The organism is Gillisia hiemivivida, from assembly GCF_007997295.1.
Taxonomy (GTDB): domain Bacteria; phylum Bacteroidota; class Bacteroidia; order Flavobacteriales; family Flavobacteriaceae; genus Gillisia; species Gillisia hiemivivida.
In genome coordinates this window covers 32,228-50,207 of record NZ_VORY01000018.1, presented here as the reverse complement: position 1 = coordinate 50,207, position 17,980 = coordinate 32,228, and the positions used below count along the sequence as shown (strand labels likewise).

Below are 17,980 nucleotides of genomic sequence, written 5' to 3'. Positions count from 1 at the left end.
TTAAAATTCTGGTACTTCGTTCACTCTTACATAAGGGTGTTTTTCAATTTTATTCAAAGAATAATAGCTATTCAAGCCTGAAATCCCAATACTATTTGTGGCCTCTAAATCGATGTCTTCATCAACTATTGCAGTATCAGGAAGGATAAGATGCTCTATCTCTCCTATTACTAATATAGTCCCATTAAGTTTAATATCGAGCGCTTCTTTAAAGCGCATTCCAATTTTAAAGCTGCTTTCTTTTACAAAAGGTGCTTTAAAATCTTTGACATATTCTTCGGAAAGATTACAACGTTCAAACTCTGAAATATCTCCATCAAATTTGGCTGATGTATAATGGGCGTTTTTTACAAATTCTGGATGAATATGATTAATTGTATACTGACTATTTTCTTGAATATTATTATAAGTATGACCAACTTCTGAGATTTGTGGCCTACAAATAAAACCCAGAAGTGCAGGATCACTTCCTAAATGTATTACCGAACTAAATATAGCCAGATTGGTTTGCCCGTTATTATTTATGCTACCTATAAGATTTGCTGGCTTTATGCCTGAAACCGAATTGATGATCTTTAGTCTGGTAATGCGGTTAAGCTGTTCTATGTGTTCTTTAGTGTAAATCATTTTGTGATCTATTAACGTGGGTGTTTAATATGCGTTTCTTCTCATTTTGAACGGCAGGATGTTTTCTATGTCCCCAAATTTTATCTCTCGCTATTCTGGCGCTTTCTTGTAAATCTACGATAGGAAGTGGATAATCTTCTCCTATTTTAACTCCACAAAAGCTTTGCTCCAATACAGTCATTTTCCAAGGTTCATGAATATTTGCAATAGGTACATTAGCAAGCTCTGGAATCCATTTTTTGATGAATATACCATCTGGATCGTGCTCTTGTGAGTTTTTAACTGGATTGTACAAACGCACTGTATTAACTCCTGTAGTCCCCGCTTGCATTTGAAACTGCGGATAATGAATACCTGGTTCATAATCTAAAAATTGTCTTGCCAAATGATAGGTACCCTCTCGCCAATCTTGGTCCATATTAAATGCTAAAAATGAAACCAACATTGCTCGCATTCTAAAATTAATCCATCCGGTATGTTCCACAGCTCGCATACAAGCATCTATCAATGGATAGCCAGTTGTACCCGTTTTCCAGGCTTTAAGGAAGTCCTCATTTTTATTATGTGATAAACGCTCATATCCTTTATTAATACACTCGGTTTCATAACTACATTCTACCTCAAATTTCTGAATGAAATGGCAATGCCAATGCAGCCTGGTAAGCATTGCAGAAAAAGCTCTGCTGTTTTTTGTTCCGTTAGGATGTGTCCCTATAAACTGAAAAGCTTGTTTTATACTCATATTCCCCCAAGCTAAATAGGGTGATAATCTACTGCAAGAAATTCTACTTTCTGAAGGTTTAGAAATATGATTTTGATAATTAAAACCTCTTCGAGTGGTAAACGATTTTAAATATCGCCAAGCATTTTGCTCACCTGCAGGTTGATATGGTTTAGGATACTCCTTTAACTGAGTTTCTAATTTTTCTGGTATTAAAAAGTGATGTTCACGTTTTTTTTCTTCAGAAACTGAATACTTGTTTTCAATTAGTGGCGTATGCATTGTTTCATGCCATTTCTGGTTCCAAGTATTTCTATTTTTTATACCTCGCAGAATTCCATCTCTTTGTGATTCTTGCCAATAGATCTGGTGTTCTTTGCAAAACGAATTTATTTCTTTATCGCGTTTCCAGGTGATTTGAGTTCCGCTTTCTCGATAGCTAAAAACACTTTTTATATCAAAAGATTCTTTTAAGAATTTAAAAACAGCTACTGCTTCTCCATAGTAGACATCTACGCTTCTATTGAAGGGGGCTAATGTCTTATTTAAGGCTAGAATAGAATGATAGATAAACTGTAAATGCCTTAAGCTGGTGTCCGGATACTCAAGAAGAGAAGGTTCAAGCAAATAAATAATACGATACGAGATTCCAGCTTGCTCTGCCTTCAATAAGGGTTCATGATCTTGTGAGCGAAGATCACGTTTTAACCAAACAATATTTATAGCCTGTTTTTTCAAAAGACCAGCTGCTTTTTACATTTTTTCCAAAAAGCGAAGAAAGATGGATAATAGCCTTTCACATCGAACATCCAGTCTCTGGCTTCTTCAATTCCCTTATAATGATCGTTCAAAGGATGCTCTTTATAGTAAATAGCTCCGAAGTTATAATTCTTAATAAGTTCATCAAATTCTCCCACATAGATCTGAATATTAGGAATGTTCTCTTTGGAAATTTCAATGATGAAGTCAATCGATTTTTGGGATACTGGATATTCTTCAAAATGAGAAGGTTCTAACAACAGAATTCTATTTGCCGAACTATCTTTTTTCCAGAGTGGATCCAGATTATAGAAATTATAGATACAGCTTGGAAGCTTTTCATTAATTACAATCGGTTCCTGATTTGGTAAAGGTGTTTTTAATACTAAATGTGGGGTGTCTTTTAAAATCTCAGGAATTTCTGACAAAGGTAAGGTCTCATAAGGCACATCTAAAAAAGTATCTTTTTGCTCTGTGAAGCAGTATTTATTGATGTTTTCTTGATTGGCGACATATTTCTTATTTGCATTCGATCCAGCAACCCACTGCCAACTTAAGGCATTGCTTGCCCAATCTGCATCTAGTAAATGATAATACATCCATTGCGCAGGCAATTTCCAATGGCTTTGCCCACTATTGCAAGCTATGGAAGCAATGTACATTCTTAGGTGATTGTGCAGATAGCCTGTTCTATAAAATTCCTGAATGGCAGTATCTATAGCTTCAATCCCTGTATTGGCTTCTACAATTGCTTTTGAAATGGCTGTGTTGGAAACTGATGATTGTGGGTGTTTTAAATCTTCATTAATAGCCTCTCCTTTTGCAATCCATACTTGTTGCCAGTAATCTCTCCAGGCCAACTCCTGAATGAGTTTGCCTATTTGAGCAGGCTGGTATCCTTTTTTTAAAATTTCGGAAAGCACAAATTTTGTTGAAATTATTCCCCTAGAAATATAAGGAGATAAATAAGTGACAGAACCGTTTATATAATTTCGGGAAGAGCCATATTTAACAGGATCTATATTGCGAATACGCTGAAGTATTTCTGAATAAGAAGTTGGAAATATAGAATCTTGCTGTTCAAATAATTCCATTTATCTTTTGCTTATTTTATTTCCTGAGATCGCTTTTTGGCGTGAGCACTTAAATCGGTTGATACCGGACAGGCGTTTTTTCAAATGTTTCTGGCTTACACCACTATTGACCCGTTTTCTCCAACGCTTGAAACTAGATTCTTTCAAGTTGCCGCGCATTACTTTAATAACCTCTTTTTCTGGCAATTCAAATTGAAACTCAATTGCTTCAAAAGGCGTTCTGTCTTCCCAAGCCATTTCTATAATACGGTCTAATTCTCTTTCTGTAAATTCTTTCGTTTCATTCATATAAATTATATTTTTTCCCAAATTTGATCTGCATTTAAGTAAAAACTCCCCAGTGGATTAAAGTTGCACTGCTCTGGCGCTATAATAGAAAGAAAGCTTTCTTCATTCTCTCTTTTGTATAAATGATAGACCTCCCCAATAATAGGTTCAAAAGTAAATTTTGAATTAAAAATGAGTTTGTTATATTCAAACTCTTGCATCATTTTATCATATTCAGCTTTCAGTTCTAAATATTTTGCTTCAACCTTATGGTTTATTTTATTGATACTCCTATTTTTCCAAGTAATAGTATCTGGAGTAGTTATTACCGGTGCCCCAACAGAAGTAGCATAAGGTTTTAGTGCCGCATCATATTTTTGAGTTTCCGGATTAAAAACTACGTTATCTGGTTTTTTATCTTCTGCCATTTTAATCAAGGAGTTTAGTTCAACTATTCAAGTTGTTTCATTACTTCATCTGCTTCAAAGGTTTTTTGATCGCTCATTTTTCTATTTGTGGTAGATAGGTTATGCGCCTCTTTTAAAAGCTTTTCATATTGATCTTGCAATTTTTCTTTTTCTGATTTCTTTTTGAATAGTCCGAACATCTTTTATTTTTTAAATGATACTTTCTAGAAATAGGCTTCTATACTCGTTCCGTAAAGATACAAAATGTTTAAACATTTTTTGTTAAGGTTAAACAAAATTAAGTTGATGGTTTTGCTCAGGATTTTAAATTCGATTAGTATTATGGAGTTTTGTTAAAACTTATTAAGTTTTTGAATATCCTTGCTATTAACAATATCACATTAGGGCTGATAGTGGAGAACTAGAAAATGCATTTGGATATTATATCTATAACTGCACTCATATGAACAACCAAGATTTCAGAAAGCAAAGTAAAACCCACAGCTTTCGTTTTGGGTTTTTACTTTGCATAGAATGAACATCCATCTATAATCTAATCTTTTATGTTTTTTTTCAGATCTATGAAACCACCCTGAAATTTTATACGTTGAATTACATCCCATCTTGACAAATTTTAAAACTTTTAATGCTTCTACATCAAATGGTTTATTCTATATCCTTTTTTAATTCACGAAGCAAACTTAGTTCCTTCCGAATTTGTACTGCAATCAGCACCGCCAGAAAAAAGAATATCACCCAGGAAGAATAGAAAACGTACTGATAAAACCCTGCAGACAAATTTTGTTTAAAAGCAGGCAATAACATTATAAAACCGACTATATAGCTAATAAAAAGAATAGGTGTTACCAGGTAATTAATCACCAAACGCGATTTATAATAGCGCTTTAATTTTTCAATATAAGTATGTAAAGTCTCATCTGGTCTAAAATTTTTTATACTGAAAGTAAAAAAAGATTCCACCAACATTCTCAAGGTTAAGCTACCAATCATCAATATGAGTCCGATGCTTACTGTTTTGTTTGTATAAGCTGAAATATAGAAGAAGAAGCCTATCAGTAATATACACGTAGCCCCAAGAACGACCTGCCCAATTAGCTGTTTTCGCCGAATGGATTTCCCTTTCTTTATAATTTCAGTAGCACCATTTGCCGGTAAAATACTTTGAGAACGTCTCCCCCACTGCTCTTTCAATTCGTTATAATTATTCATTTTTTACGCATTTTGAGAGTTTATCTTTAATTCTGTGAATCCTAGTACGAAGTGCTTCATAAGATATCCCGATTATTTCCGCAATTTCTGTCTGAGACACCTCTTCCAAATCTAATAGGATGATACTTCTGTTTTCTTTGGATAGCTGATTGATGCAGTGATACATTGCTCTAAAACGCTCTTCTTTTTCAAAGACTTCAGTATCAATTTCATCTGGGACGTCTATAATTAGAGAGTATTTTTTTTTCTTCCTAAGTTCCTGCAAACAAGTGTTTACTGCAATTCGATAAATCCATGTAGAGAGTTTTGCCTGATTCCTGAAATTTTTCAGATTCTCCCATACTTTAATAAACACCTGTTGTACGAGTTCCTTTGCCAGCTCTTCGTTTCCACTCACATATCCCAGACAAAGTCCAAAAACCTTATGATAATTGTCTTGATAAATTTTATTGAATTGATTGTTTTGACTCATTAAAGATCAAGTTCAGATTTGATTTGTTCTGCAAACCATATGGGAGCATCGTACATGATAAAATGACCAGAGCCTTCAGCAAAACGCAGGGAATAGTTTTTTAGATTTTCATACTGATCTTTATAATTCTTTTCAGCGACTTCTTTTCCATAAGGATAGGTAGCACCCAAGAGGACAACCGGTGTTTCAATTTTGGATAAGTCTTCCCGCAGATCTAATTTTAAAAGGTCAGTATAACCATAAACATAGGTTTTTCTGTCGGTTTCAATAATCCAGTCTTTTAATTGCTGATGCTTTTCCTTATTATTGGACATGGAAGTTGCCATCTGTGTTGCCATTTTTTCAAATCCCTCATCATTCATTTCCAGCATTTGTTGATTATAGGGATTATCGTAAACCATATTGTCGCTGTTATAGTTTGGAATCATCAAAGCTCCCATTGCGGGAAGTGCATCAATAATAATCAATTTTGAAAAAAGTTTAGGATGATCTGCAGCAAGCCATAGTCCAAGCGTACCACCCATGCTGTGACCTATAACGATGGGGTTTTTCAAGTCATTTTCAGAAATATAAGTTTCCACAGCTTTTTTTATCTTCGGAAACCAAGGTTTTTCAATTGCCGCAACCCCGCCAAATCCTGCAAAAGTAAATGTATGTACTTCATGATTTTTGGCCAAGGTTTCTGAAATATTATTAAATACTTCTCCTGTGGAAGTGAATCCCGGAAACAATAATACAGGCTGACCCGTCCCGGAAACTTCAACTTGAAATGCTTCCTGAGATTGAATACTTTGAGTTAAACTTACTACTAAGACAAGACATAAAATTTTAAATGTTTTCATGATTATTTAAATTTAGTTTTCCTTTAGATACGGGAGCAACTAAATGTTACATGAATTTTATAAAAATATTCAAATTATATAAAATTCAAGAAAATTATAATTTTTGGAAAAACAATCTCTAAAAAATAGTACATCTAGTTAATTCAGTCGGTAATTAAACTACCTCGGTGCAAGCATAAGAGGTGTTAATTGGAAAACACCTTTAAAAATTCGAGGCAAGCCCGCCTGAACGTATCGGGCAGGCCTCGGGGATTTAAACCCTCAATGAAGGATTAAAATCTATAATAGTTTATGATAAGAACTTCAGAAAATGAAAAGCTTAAATTGAAAAAATACATTCACCAAGCATTTCGTAAATTTGGAATAAGCGAAAATATATTATGAAAAGATTTTTATGCCTCTTATTAATGTCAACCTTGGCTTTGACCTTTTTTCAATGCAAAGGGCAAACGGAAACCTCCAACGAGAACTATGTATTCAAATCTGGTAGTTTTGATGGAATAGGCAAATGGTATAAAGGTCGAGAGATCGCTCACGTAATGGGTTTTCAAGGTATAGGTTGGCTGGAGCGTCCTGAACGTGAAAAGGAGGAAAACACCAACAGGCTAATTAAAAATATGGAAATTTTACCAGGCGACAGCATCGCTGATATTGGCGCGGGTTCAGGCTATCATGTTTTTAAAATGGCGCCATTTGCCAGACAAGGTCTCATTTATGCTGTAGATATACAGGATGAAATGCTGAAAGCGATTGGAAATCAAAAAAAAGAAGTAGGATTAAAGAATATTGAGATTATAAAAGGAACAGAGCAAAGCGTGAACCTTCCGGCAAACTCAGTAGATAAGATTTTAATGGTAGATGTTTACCACGAATTCAATTATCCTATAGAAATGCTAGCTTCCATGAATAAGGCATTACGAGAAAATGGCAAAATATACCTTATCGAGTACCGAGGCGAAGATGATTCTATTCCCATAAAAAAATTACATAAAATGACCGAATCGCAGGCCGTGAAGGAATTTAAAGCCAATGGTTTTATCCTTAAGGAAAACATCAGCAACTTGCCCTGGCAGCATTGTATGGTTTTTGTGAAAGAGTGATTTTATTTTTAGAAATCAATTTTCTTGCTCGAATTTAAAGCAAATTCATATTTAGACCACTCGCTTTTATTTTAACAGGCAAAGAATTTCCGAAAACAATAGGCTTATATAGTTAATTAGTACTGTCTGGTAAAAAATTCAGGCTTTCAGTGAGGCTATAATAAACGCAAATTAAGACTGATTTTAATGTTAGGAGCTTACGTTTGGTACTCAGAACTATTTATTCCTTTTGAAAAAATAATACAGATCAAAATATTGATTTTAAATTAGTTGAAATAAAGTCTTGTGTCTTGTATCTAGCAGCGCAGCGGTCTTATATCTTCTATCGGACAACAATGATCGCTTATGTCATATTTATGGTTTTGCTCATGAGATTAATAAACTGTACAAAACAATCTTAGGTTTCTTTGCTCAACACTTAAAATAATAACAATTAAAAATAGTATTGTCCGGTAAAAAAATCTGAATTTCGGTGAGGCTAGAAGTAATCCGGATTAAGACTGTTTTCAATGTTTAAAATCTTGCTATTCGAACACAGAATTATTTTTTTCCTTTTGAAAAAATAATACAGATCAAAATATTGATTTTCAATTAGTTAAAATTAAGTCTTACGTCTTGTATCTAGCAGCGCAGCGGTCTTATATCTTTTGTCGGACGACAAGGAATTAAAAACATAAATAATTTCGTCTTTTAGGAAGTTTTCATGAGTCATTCTCATTCAATCATTTGCGGATTTTCCATTCCTCCCTCTCCAATTACCACTCATCATATAATCGTCTTATTGAAAGAAAATCTTCCTTAAATTTAAACTATTAATCATAAAAACAAACCACTATGATCGCTATTATAATCTTAATCGTCCAGTTTATATTTGAATTGGTAACGGGTTGAATAAACTAAAACATTCGTTATGAAGAATTTAAAAACAAAAAGTCAAGAAACCTTCCAGTATCAATTAAAGAAATTCAAAATGCTAATAGTGGGTTCCAAAATGGCAAAAGCCTCATCCATTTTTCTTATATGCATTTCATTCATATTCATGTTTTATTCTGAAAAAAACATGCTTGTAATCATTTCTTTGTTAATAGGAATTGCTGTATTGGTAGTTTATATAGTTAAGTTTTTACTTCTAAAAAATATTGAACAAAAATCCTATACACTACAATCTTTGACCTCTAGCATTTCGAAGTTTAAAGCCTATATAAGAAGTCGGAAAAAGTTCGAACTTCTTTATATTTCAATTTGGGTTATATCATTAATTCCTTTTCTATCTTCTTATTTAGGATCTGACCTTAAAGCAATAATTGCAGCCATAATATTTATTACAATAACTGCTGTTTTAGGAATATTGGGTTTCAAAAAGGCAACTAAAGATTTAGAAGCTATAGAAACACAATTGCAGACTGAATTCAAAACTTTAAATGGGCTTTAATCCAATATTTCAAAAATTAGAAATCATGAAAAAGAAAATACTCCTTATGTTGCTAGCTATCATTGCATTTGTTTTTGTTGACACCATAGTTTTAGATGCATTTTTGGATAAAAATGTAGATAATGCACAAATAGAAAAAGTGCTAGCAGAGCAATGCGAGTGTACAATTGTAGAAAAAGGAATAAATGGAAATGGATTTTCTTTGCCGGATGGAGTTTACGGAGACTTTCATAATTTTAGACTAAGCAATTGTAATTTTACTGATTTTGATAAATATGTGGAGGACTTAAATAAAAACCTTGAATATGCTATCCCTAATTTTGAAGAGGCAGACTTGGTGAGATTAAGTTTTGAAATAGCTCCAAATGAGGATAGAATTGTGAGCTTTAGAAATTCCGAATTAACAATTGAAAAATAATCTTGATATAAATCCTACTTAGTATTAAAATGCTAAGTTTGGTTATCAGCTAACAAAAAATATTGTGTTTACAAAAAAAACCATTTATTGGCTTTTAAATATAGCTTTCTGGTCTTTGATAACTGGCCTTATGGGTTTTGCTTATTGGATTAATGGTAATGGGTTGAATTTAGAAATTTGGCAATTTATAATGGATTTCATAAGTGTCTTTTTGCTATCCATCTTTTATACCCACCAACTTAAAAGATCGATCAATAGATTTATTCAATTTGATGATCTAAAAGGTATAGATGCTTTCAAAATTTTGGGTTTATTATTAGGTTCAATTTTATTGTTTTATATAACCTATACTTTATATATTCAATTCACATATCATTTTATTTATGACAGAGCAGATGTTTTTGATCATGAATCTCAGGGATTAAAAAGTAACATACTTTTCATTCTTAACTATACTATTTATTTTCTTGTATGGTCAGGATTCTATGTTGCAGTAAAAGGATTAATGGAATTAAATAATGGTAGAGAAACAAGATTGCAACTTGAATCTAACCTCAAGGAATCTCAGTTAAACACTTTGAAAGGTCAAATTAATCCGCACTTTATGTTTAATAGTCTAAATAACATTCGTGGACTGATGTTAGAAGATGTTGATAGAGCAAGAAATATGCTCACCAGCTTGTCTGAAACTTTGCGTTATTCACTCACAAAAAGTGACGCAAATGCCATTGCTTTAGAAGATGAACTGGAAATGGTTAAAAATTATGTTGAGATTTCTAAAATTCAATTTGAAGATCGACTTCAGTTCGAAACAAACGTTGATAAAGCATCTTTAAGCACACAGATTCCACCAATGATCATTCAGATGCTAGTAGAAAATGCTATTAAACATGGCATCTCGAATTTGAAAGAAGGAGGAAAAGTAAGTCTAAGCACAAATATAAAAGATAGTCAATTACTCATAGAGGTCACAAATACAGGGAATTTGAGACCCAGCCAAAACAGTACACAGTTAGGCTTGAAAAACATTAAACAGCGTCTTCAATTACTTTATGGCGAAGCAGCGACTTTCAGTTTTAAAGAAATAGAAAATCAAGTGGTTGCCATTATAAAAATCCCAGTAGCATGATATCATTAAAAGCAGTTATTGTAGAAGATTCTAGGTTGGCTCGTAATGAGTTAAAAGAACTCTTGAAGGCACATAACGAAATTGAACTTTTAGGCGAAGCAAAAAATGTAGACGAAGGTTTTAAGTTGATCAATGAAACAAAACCAGATCTATTGTTTTTAGATATCAATATGCCGGAAAAGGATGGATTTGATTTGTTGGAAATGTTAGATGATGTTCCTATCACTATTTTTACAACTGCATTTGATGAGTTTGCCATTAAATCCTTTGAATACAATGCTTTTGATTACTTACTGAAGCCTATTAATCAAAAACGATTTACTAAATGCATAGAAAAAGTAATTGAAAAAGTAAGTCAGAGCTCCTCAACAGAAATTAATACTGAAGCTGCTTTAAGTTTAGACAAACAGATATTCATCAAAGATGGTGAGAAGTGCTGGTTGGTTAAAATTGCAGATATTTTTATGTTTGAAATAGTTGGTAATTATACCCGTGTATTTTTTGAAAACAACAAACCTTTGATCTATAAATCTTTGGGGCAAGTTGAAGAAAAATTACCCGGGGATGTATTTTTTAGAGCCAACAGACAACAGATCATCAACATTCACCATGTTAAAAAAGTGGTGTCTTGGTTCAATGGAAAACTAAAAATAGAAATGAATTCTGGAGAAGAAATCGAAATCTCCAGAAGGCAATCCTATCTTTTTAAAGAGCAGCTGAGTTTTTAATTCAACTATCACAGGTACTTGATCAAGAGAAAATAATGCCCCAGAGCAGAAATTCAGAAACCCGATTCCTTCAAAAAAATTTGTTTGGTGAATTGAGAAATTTTTAAGGAGATCACTTTTCTCTTTAATAAGTGTTTATAACTCGTACGCCTAAGAGTGAGATGATTTGGAAAAATAGAATTATGTTTGAAACACAGAAATTCCAGATGTCCTAACTATTTAGAATATCTCCCTTTTTTATTGAGAATATATTTTATCCTGAAATTAATGAGGATATAACGCATTAAGTGCCATTTAAAAATAACCAAATGATAAAATCAATTAAAGAAACATTCTATGATTTGTTGATTTTTTTGAGAAACCCGAGAGAAAGAGAGGATTTAAATCAAAATTTAGGTTTAAAAATTAAACAGCTATTGTCAATATTAGTGATTGATGTCGTTTTAATGATTTTTCTTACCATTATTATTTCCGGCATTGAGGAAATGGGATTGATTGACACGGGTAGCCATAAAATAATAAAACTAATACAAGAATTACCAATATGGGGATTTATGTTCCTTATTGTAATCATTGTCCCAATAATAGAAGAAATTATTTTTAGATTATATCTACGATTTAAGGATAATCTGCCAATTCAATTTTTGATATTACTTGCTTCAATTACAGGTAATAAAAACAAAGAAAGAACACAGAATTTCTTATTAAATAAGTGGAAAAAATTCTATAAAGGTATATTTTACTCATCTGCTTTAGTATTTGCCTTTGTCCATATAACTAATTACGAATATTCAAGGACACTAATGTTTTTCATACCTCTTTTATTAATGCCTCAATTCATTGTAGGTCTTTTAATTGGCTACCTTAGATTGAGGTATGGACTTAAATGGGGGATCTATTTACATTCATTGCATAATTTAATTTTTATAGGAACTTCTTTGATCTTTTTAGCTGGACCAATAGAAAAGGTAAATACAGTTAATGAAAAATATTCCTTAAAAATAGAAGAAGTTGGGCTTGGAAGGCATGAAATTGAATATTCAAAATTTGATTCCCAATCAGTAGATATTAAAAATGTTAGACTCAAAACACTGATATCGCTGCTTCTTAAAAAGGAAGAAAGTCTAATTGAGTTCAACTCTGTGGATAAGTCGAATCAAAAAATTAATATAAATTTCGAAAAATTTTCGAATAAAATTGAAAATAGATCGACAATTTTCAAAGAATTAAAGAGTGTTTATAAGTTCAAAATGGCAAAGAGAAACATCCTTCAAGATTCATGGACAATTCAAATAGTGGATACGATAAGTTTATTTAAACACATGGGTAACTCATCAGGAAGTTCTTCTGCTCAAATCTCAAAGACAATGATAATTTTGAAAAACATGAATCTAACCCAACTTACAAATGTCTTAGCATCAAGCTATGATAAACAATTCCATACAAACCAATTTATATCAGAAAAATTTAATTTTAAAATTCAAAAATCCAGCTTCAAAGATTTGAAGTATTCCTTAAAGAGTGATTATGGTTTAATCTTAAAAATGAATAGAAGAGAAGTAGAAAAAATTAGAATTAACTTTAATAATAATGAAAACGGCACTTAACATCGGTTAAGCAAAAATAGCGGGCATTCTGATGAAAAGTATTATTTTGGAGACCAAGTAACAACAACTAAGCCGACAAGTTTGCGTCCCTACTCCACACCACTTGCGTTAAACAAGACCGTTACCTGCAAGCCAACAAGAAAAATTTGAGTAAGAAAATAGGATACATAGATGAATCTGGTGATAAAAGTATACACTTTGAAAAAGGAGGTGTTTCGACCTTTTTTATTGTCAGCGCAATTATAATTGATGAAAATTCAAATAGTCGAGTTAGAGAAGAATTCAGAGCAATAGCAAGGAAACATACCCAAGCTCCAGAAATAAAATCTAGTTCAAAAGCCTTTAGAGATATTGACAAAAGAATTAACTTCTTAAAAGATATTTCTAAACTTGATTTCAGAATTTATAGTGTAATCGTTGATAAAAGAAAAGTATTCGAAGATAGTGGTCTTCAATTCAGAGACAGTTTTTACAAATATGTAAACGGATTACTAGATCACGAACTTTATGACTATTATCCTTATTTAGAGTTGGTCTCAGATAATCACGGATCTGAAAAATTTATGGATGGATTTATTAGTTACGTGGAGAAAAATCATAAACAAACAGAATTATTCAAAGGTCCAGAATTCAAATTTTCAGATAGTAAAGAAGAACCCTTAATTCAATTAGCTGATTTCATTGCGGGAAGTATTGCAAAATGCTATGAGCCTGACAAAGTCGAATATAGAAGTAAAGAAATTCTTCAGATTTTAAATAGACATATTTTACATCTGCGGGAATGGCCAGAAAATCCACCAAAATTATTCCGAAAAATAGAAGATGGAGATCAAAAATATGATCAAGAATTAGTGGATTTCATATTTTTTAGAATTAATGAATTTGTAAATGCCAATCAAAATCGAACAGAAATTGAGATAAAAAATCAAATAATCTGTTTGAACTATTTAATTTATAGATTTAAAAAGGATCCATATGAATATATCTTTTCCGATGAAATCATTGATAGAATTAAGATTAGAGATATTCATTTAACAAAGCGCCTTTTCAGTAAGGAAGTTATCGGGAATTTAAGAGATAATAAGATTCTAATAACAAGTTCTCAAAGTGGATATAAAATTCCATGCTGCAAAGGAGATTTAATTCGTTTTTATAATAATTATAGTTCTAAGATAATTCCTATGATTGATACTTTAGGAAAAACAGACATAATTATTAGAAGTGCGACATCTGGAAATATCAATCTATTGGAAGATAATGATTATAAATTATTGAAAGATTTAATAGAAACATCGGCCAGCAGGTAACATCGTTTTACAGCAAATAGCGGGCATTCTGATGAAAAGTGATATTTTAGAGACCAAGAAACAAACAACAAAGCCGACAAGTTCGTGTCCCTACTCTACGCCACTTGCCTTGCCAAGACCTTTGCAAAAATTTAAGGTAATCAAACTTTAAGATCTGATCAATAAAATATAGAAAAATGAAAAACGTGATTTATTCACTTACTTTGATGTTATTTTTTTCGTCGTTTAGCTCTGATGATTCCACCAAAGCTGGCCTAGATAAATTGACTTTAGAATATAAAATGACTGAATCTTTTTTAAGTGCGGGAGGACCACTAGTAATAATTTGGATTATTTCCCTTGCCTATATGATAATTACAAAAAAGGATAAAGAAAAAATCATAGAATTATTTTCTATGGGATTATTCTTTCTTGCTATTTGGACATTGATTTACCTATTAATATTCTAAAATTCTGTTTATAAAACTTCTTTACAACCGACTTATTTTGGACGATTACGAACGCCTGATTTTGCTGCGGACAACCTAGCTCCCTAGCTCACACTGATTTTATACAAGACGTTGGCAAAAATTAAATAAAATTTGGAAAAAAAGAAAAAAATTATAGAATGGATTGAAAAAAAACGGATATCCGTTTGAGCTAAAAACTGCTAAGTCATTTTCTAAAGCCGGATTTATAGTTGCACAATCAATTTTTTATGAAGACCCAATTACTAGAAAATTTAGAGAAACCGACAAGGAAAACGTTTTACAATAATGTATATAGAACATAGCTATTACAGGCATTCCGAGAGGTCTTTATGTATTTGCAAAGTCCGCCAATTTTTTTAATTTGGTTTTTAAGAGAATAAGATAAAAAGAAAATTAAAAAATTCGGCTCGTGCATAATCTGAAAGGTTTGCGTCTATTTATACGCTACGTTTCATATACAAGACCCTTACCTGAAAGCAAAAAAAACAAATGACTGCTAAAGAATTTATTGAAACTTTAAAAATAATAGGTCAAGATTATTCGGGAGAAATTCCGAAAAGAGAAATATTTTCTTTAGCAAAAGAATATCAGCAAATTCCAGTAAATGAGGTTATAAAATTGCTGAAAGATAAAAATGACAATCATCGACTTGGAGCAGTATCAATTTTAGATTGGAAAGCACGAAATAAAAAAACTTCTAAAGAGGAACGAGAAACTATATACAGAGCGTATATTGATAATCACATATGGATTGACAATTGGGGTTTAGTTGATAGAGCTGCACCTTATGTAGTTGGAGGATATTTACACAACAAAGACAAAAAAGCATTATACGATTTAGCCAAGTCCAAAAATCCAATGGAACGAAGAACTGCTATTGTAAGCACTTATTACTTTATTAGAAAAAACGAAATAAAAGATACATTCAAAATTGCTGAAATTCTCGTAAATGACACAGATGAATATGTTCAAAAAGCTGTGGGAAGTTGGATACGAGAAGCTGGAAAGCGGAATGAAGAAAAATTAAAGAATTTCCTAAATAAACACGCTACTGAAATGCCAAGAATTACACTTCGATACGCAATTGAGAAATTTGACAAGGAAACGAGAGAGCGTTATTTAAACATGAAATAGGAAAAGCCTGCAGGTAGCATAGCTTAAATGCATATATCTGGTAATCTGGAGAATAGTGATATTTTAGAGACAATTTAGCAAACAACTAAGCCTAATAATTGGCGACCCTACTCCATGCTATTTTCGTTGGCAAAAAATAAAAAATCAAATAAATGAAAATCAAATTCAAAAAGAAAAGACTTTATCCAAATTTACTACTCGGACTATTATGGACTGCAATCGGAGTTTTTAATATCCTGGAAGATAACAATTTACGTTGGATGGATTATGGTTATTTTGTAATTGGAATTCTATACTTGCTTCATTTTATATATGATTTCAAAAACCAATACCTTACTATTGAGAGCGGAACAATTCGAAAAAACGCATTATACGGTTATAGAAAAAAGATTAATTTGAATGAAATATATCTGATTAAAAAAAATACTGGAGATTATATCTTAAAAACTGAAAATCAGCATTTAAATATAAATCCAAATTTAATTGATGAAAATTCTTTCTATACATTGACAAATTTGCTAGGGAAGCTGAATTTGCCATCTCATAAAACTCCATTTTCCAACATCGGTTAAGCGCAAATAGCGGGCATTCAATTGAAAAGTATTATTTTAGAGACCAAGTAACAAAATAATTAAACCGACAAATTCGCCTCCCATACTCCGCCTACTTTCGTCAATCAAGCGTTTTGTAACAAACATTATACAAATCTAAACCATTCATCTATGAAAAAAATACTATTTGCACTAATTACTATTTCAATTTTAACGGCTTGCAAAACCCAAAAGCAAGAAAGCACAGTAATAGTTGATGCGTTACCACTTAAAACTTATTTTCAAAATAGTACCCTTCCTGCTGCAGTTATGGGATATGGTACTAAAGAAGGGAAAATGGAATGGTATGCATTTGGTCCTTCAGTTTGGGATGGAAAAGACAGCATAAATGAAAACAATATTTTCAGAATATATTCAATGACGAAGGCCATTGCCTCGGTTGCCGCATTGCAACTTGTTGAACAGGGTTTAATTGGTCTAGATGATCCACTGGATAAACTAATGCCAGAGATGACAAATATCCCAATACTTACTAAAGATGGAGAACTTATTGAAGCCACTAACACTATAACTTTAAGACACTTACTAACTCATACTTCCGGATTTGGATATGAATTTATGGATGGTCGCCTTCGAACGTTTGACAAAAAGGGGTGGGAATATGAGGATATGCCCAAGTTGTTTGAGGCAGGTGAGCGCTGGCAATACGGAACAAGCTTAGATTGGGTAGGGAAAATTATTGAAAAAATAAGTGGTGAAAACCTCGAAACCTACCTGAGGAAAAATGTGACGGGCCCTTTAAAAATGAATAGTACCTGGTTTAATGTTCCAGAAAATTTAAAAGAAAATATTGTTTCCTGGGGAAAACGAGACTCTATAGGTTTTCAGAAGTATCCCCGTATTCCATCAGCACCCGTTGCTGAATATAGTGCTGGTGGTGGTTTATTTGGATCGCCAAAAGATTACTTGACATTTCTTGTATGTATGATGAATAACGGCAAATATGATGGCGGTCAAATTTTAAAACCCGAAACTGTTGAGTTGATATCTATGAATCACATGCCGAATGATCTTTCCAGTAACGCGGAAGGAGATACGCATGGCTTGGCATGGGCAATCGAGGATAGTGATGATGAAGTGTTGCGAAGCAGAGGTTCGGGATATTGGTCAGGACTTGCTAATTCCTATTATTCGATAGATGAAGAAAAAAATACTGCAATAGTTTATTTCACCAATTTTTTTCCATTCGGTGATAAAGAAACGTATAACTTCTACAGACTTTTTGAGCAGAAAGTTTATTTGAGAAATGAAAACAGATAGCGATTTGCTGGTCAAGTAGCCGGATCTTCCAGAAACTGACGATGTGCGCCTCAATCAACCCCAGCGAAATGGTCTCATGCTAGGTGGTTGGATAATGAATCTTATCGCTTATAATGTACGATCAAACTAATATAACTTTCTCTCTTTAACCCTTGTATGCTAATGGTGGTGCTCAAAATAAAATCTAACCTTTTTTATTTTCTCAGCAAAGGAGACACATACAATCTTTTGAACAGCAGAGTCAAACTATAACGGGAATACATTTGCCAACATCGGTTTACCCCAAATAGCGGGTATCCCAATGAAAAGTACTGTTTTAGACACCAAGTAACAAACAACCAAGCCGACAAGTTCGTGTCCTAACT

At 32.5% G+C, this 17,980-nt stretch carries 20 protein-coding genes; 11 read left to right on the top strand and 9 right to left on the bottom strand.

Annotated elements, in window-relative coordinates; all coding sequences use genetic code 11:
* From ES724_RS13015 to ES724_RS12975, 9 genes are all read right to left on the bottom strand, one after another.
* The gene (locus tag ES724_RS13015) at positions 1–627 is read right to left on the bottom strand and encodes a flavin reductase family protein (protein WP_146933589.1); all 627 of its coding nucleotides are present in this window, start codon (positions 625–627) and stop codon (positions 1–3) included.
* Positions 614–2,086 (bottom strand): cryptochrome/deoxyribodipyrimidine photo-lyase family protein, encoded by a 1,473-nt coding sequence (locus ES724_RS13010; RefSeq protein WP_146933587.1) that lies wholly within the window; start codon positions 2,084–2,086, stop codon positions 614–616. Before ES724_RS13010 ends, ES724_RS13015 begins: the two co-directional genes overlap by 14 nt.
* Positions 2,083–3,201, bottom strand: a complete 1,119-nt coding sequence (locus ES724_RS13005) for an FAD-binding domain-containing protein (protein ID WP_146933585.1) — start codon at positions 3,199–3,201, stop codon at positions 2,083–2,085. The genes ES724_RS13010 and ES724_RS13005 overlap by 4 nt, the downstream gene beginning before the upstream one ends.
* Complete coding sequence (locus ES724_RS13000; protein WP_026839248.1) at positions 3,202–3,489, bottom strand: TIGR03643 family protein; 288 nt, start codon at positions 3,487–3,489, stop codon at positions 3,202–3,204.
* A 5-nt stretch (positions 3,490–3,494) separates the two neighbouring features.
* Positions 3,495–3,896, bottom strand: a complete 402-nt coding sequence (locus ES724_RS12995; RefSeq protein WP_146933583.1) for a DUF2452 domain-containing protein — start codon at positions 3,894–3,896, stop codon at positions 3,495–3,497.
* A 23-nt stretch (positions 3,897–3,919) separates the two neighbouring features.
* The gene (locus tag ES724_RS12990; protein WP_146933581.1) at positions 3,920–4,075 is read right to left on the bottom strand and encodes a Lacal_2735 family protein; all 156 of its coding nucleotides are present in this window, start codon (positions 4,073–4,075) and stop codon (positions 3,920–3,922) included.
* A gap of 466 nt (positions 4,076–4,541) precedes the next feature.
* Entirely contained in the window at positions 4,542–5,105 is a 564-nt protein-coding gene (locus ES724_RS12985) for a zinc-binding metallopeptidase family protein (RefSeq protein ID WP_146933579.1), read from the bottom strand.
* Entirely contained in the window at positions 5,098–5,577 is a 480-nt protein-coding gene (locus ES724_RS12980) for an RNA polymerase sigma factor (RefSeq protein WP_146933577.1), read from the bottom strand. The genes ES724_RS12985 and ES724_RS12980 overlap by 8 nt, the downstream gene beginning before the upstream one ends.
* Positions 5,577–6,419, bottom strand: coding sequence for an alpha/beta fold hydrolase (locus tag ES724_RS12975; protein WP_146933575.1), 843 nt, complete (start codon positions 6,417–6,419; stop codon positions 5,577–5,579). Before ES724_RS12975 ends, ES724_RS12980 begins: the two co-directional genes overlap by 1 nt.
* Positions 6,420–6,799: 380 nt before the next feature.
* Between ES724_RS12975 and ES724_RS12970 the strand changes: the two genes are divergently transcribed.
* The 11 genes from ES724_RS12970 to ES724_RS12920 all read left to right on the top strand — a co-directional run bounded on the left by ES724_RS12970 (position 6,800) and on the right by ES724_RS12920 (position 17,615).
* Positions 6,800–7,519, top strand: a complete 720-nt coding sequence (locus tag ES724_RS12970) for a class I SAM-dependent methyltransferase (RefSeq protein WP_146933573.1) — start codon at positions 6,800–6,802, stop codon at positions 7,517–7,519.
* A 910-nt stretch (positions 7,520–8,429) separates the two neighbouring features.
* Positions 8,430–8,951: a hypothetical protein gene (locus ES724_RS12965; RefSeq protein WP_146933571.1), complete on the top strand. Its 522-nt coding sequence runs from the start codon at positions 8,430–8,432 to the stop codon at positions 8,949–8,951.
* Positions 8,952–8,976: 25 nt separating this feature from the next.
* Positions 8,977–9,369: a hypothetical protein gene (locus ES724_RS12960; RefSeq protein WP_146933569.1), complete on the top strand. Its 393-nt coding sequence runs from the start codon at positions 8,977–8,979 to the stop codon at positions 9,367–9,369.
* Positions 9,370–9,433: 64 nt separating this feature from the next.
* Positions 9,434–10,498 carry a sensor histidine kinase gene (locus ES724_RS12955; protein ID WP_146933567.1) on the top strand — a complete coding sequence of 355 codons (1,065 nt, stop codon included), beginning with the start codon at positions 9,434–9,436 and terminating at the stop codon, positions 10,496–10,498.
* Positions 10,495–11,226, top strand: a complete 732-nt coding sequence (locus ES724_RS12950; protein ID WP_146933565.1) for a LytR/AlgR family response regulator transcription factor — start codon at positions 10,495–10,497, stop codon at positions 11,224–11,226. Before ES724_RS12955 ends, ES724_RS12950 begins: the two co-directional genes overlap by 4 nt.
* Positions 11,227–11,534: 308 nt before the next feature.
* A complete protein-coding gene (locus tag ES724_RS12945) occupies positions 11,535–12,833 on the top strand; it encodes a CPBP family glutamic-type intramembrane protease (protein WP_146933563.1) in 1,299 nt (432 codons plus the stop codon).
* 146 nt (positions 12,834–12,979) lie between these two features.
* The gene (locus tag ES724_RS12940; RefSeq protein WP_170249898.1) at positions 12,980–14,140 is read left to right on the top strand and encodes a DUF3800 domain-containing protein; all 1,161 of its coding nucleotides are present in this window, start codon (positions 12,980–12,982) and stop codon (positions 14,138–14,140) included.
* Between the two features lie 176 nt (positions 14,141–14,316).
* Positions 14,317–14,589, top strand: coding sequence for a hypothetical protein (locus ES724_RS12935; RefSeq protein ID WP_146933560.1), 273 nt, complete (start codon positions 14,317–14,319; stop codon positions 14,587–14,589).
* Between the two features lie 510 nt (positions 14,590–15,099).
* On the top strand, positions 15,100–15,744 hold the full coding sequence (locus ES724_RS12930; protein ID WP_146933558.1) for a DNA alkylation repair protein: 645 nt from the start codon (positions 15,100–15,102) through the stop codon (positions 15,742–15,744).
* 152 nt (positions 15,745–15,896) lie between these two features.
* Positions 15,897–16,316, top strand: coding sequence for a hypothetical protein (locus ES724_RS12925; protein WP_146933556.1), 420 nt, complete (start codon positions 15,897–15,899; stop codon positions 16,314–16,316).
* 150 nt (positions 16,317–16,466) lie between these two features.
* Positions 16,467–17,615, top strand: a complete 1,149-nt coding sequence (locus ES724_RS12920) for a serine hydrolase domain-containing protein (RefSeq protein ID WP_146933554.1) — start codon at positions 16,467–16,469, stop codon at positions 17,613–17,615.
* Positions 17,616–17,980 lie beyond the last annotated feature (365 nt).

Excerpts from the sequence above, each read along its gene's own strand:
- ES724_RS13005 (WP_146933585.1), bottom strand. The coding sequence starts at position 3,201 with ATGGAATTATTTGAACAGCAAGATTCTATATTTCCAACTTCTTATTCA.
- ES724_RS12990 (WP_146933581.1), bottom strand. The coding sequence starts at position 4,075 with ATGTTCGGACTATTCAAAAAGAAATCAGAAAAAGAAAAATTGCAAGAT.
- ES724_RS12935 (WP_146933560.1), top strand. The coding sequence starts at position 14,317 with ATGAAAAACGTGATTTATTCACTTACTTTGATGTTATTTTTTTCGTCG.
- ES724_RS12960 (WP_146933569.1), top strand. The coding sequence starts at position 8,977 with ATGAAAAAGAAAATACTCCTTATGTTGCTAGCTATCATTGCATTTGTT.
- ES724_RS12980 (WP_146933577.1), bottom strand. The coding sequence starts at position 5,577 with ATGAGTCAAAACAATCAATTCAATAAAATTTATCAAGACAATTATCAT.
- ES724_RS12970 (WP_146933573.1), top strand. The coding sequence starts at position 6,800 with ATGAAAAGATTTTTATGCCTCTTATTAATGTCAACCTTGGCTTTGACC.
- ES724_RS12965 (WP_146933571.1), top strand. The coding sequence starts at position 8,430 with ATGAAGAATTTAAAAACAAAAAGTCAAGAAACCTTCCAGTATCAATTA.
- ES724_RS13000 (WP_026839248.1), bottom strand. The coding sequence starts at position 3,489 with ATGAATGAAACGAAAGAATTTACAGAAAGAGAATTAGACCGTATTATA.
- ES724_RS12995 (WP_146933583.1), bottom strand. The coding sequence starts at position 3,896 with ATGGCAGAAGATAAAAAACCAGATAACGTAGTTTTTAATCCGGAAACT.
- ES724_RS12950 (WP_146933565.1), top strand. The coding sequence starts at position 10,495 with ATGATATCATTAAAAGCAGTTATTGTAGAAGATTCTAGGTTGGCTCGT.
- ES724_RS12945 (WP_146933563.1), top strand. The coding sequence starts at position 11,535 with ATGATAAAATCAATTAAAGAAACATTCTATGATTTGTTGATTTTTTTG.
- ES724_RS13015 (WP_146933589.1), bottom strand. The coding sequence starts at position 627 with ATGATTTACACTAAAGAACACATAGAACAGCTTAACCGCATTACCAGA.
- ES724_RS12920 (WP_146933554.1), top strand. The coding sequence starts at position 16,467 with ATGAAAAAAATACTATTTGCACTAATTACTATTTCAATTTTAACGGCT.
- ES724_RS12985 (WP_146933579.1), bottom strand. The coding sequence starts at position 5,105 with ATGAATAATTATAACGAATTGAAAGAGCAGTGGGGGAGACGTTCTCAA.
- ES724_RS12925 (WP_146933556.1), top strand. The coding sequence starts at position 15,897 with ATGAAAATCAAATTCAAAAAGAAAAGACTTTATCCAAATTTACTACTC.
- ES724_RS12930 (WP_146933558.1), top strand. The coding sequence starts at position 15,100 with ATGACTGCTAAAGAATTTATTGAAACTTTAAAAATAATAGGTCAAGAT.
- ES724_RS12975 (WP_146933575.1), bottom strand. The coding sequence starts at position 6,419 with ATGAAAACATTTAAAATTTTATGTCTTGTCTTAGTAGTAAGTTTAACT.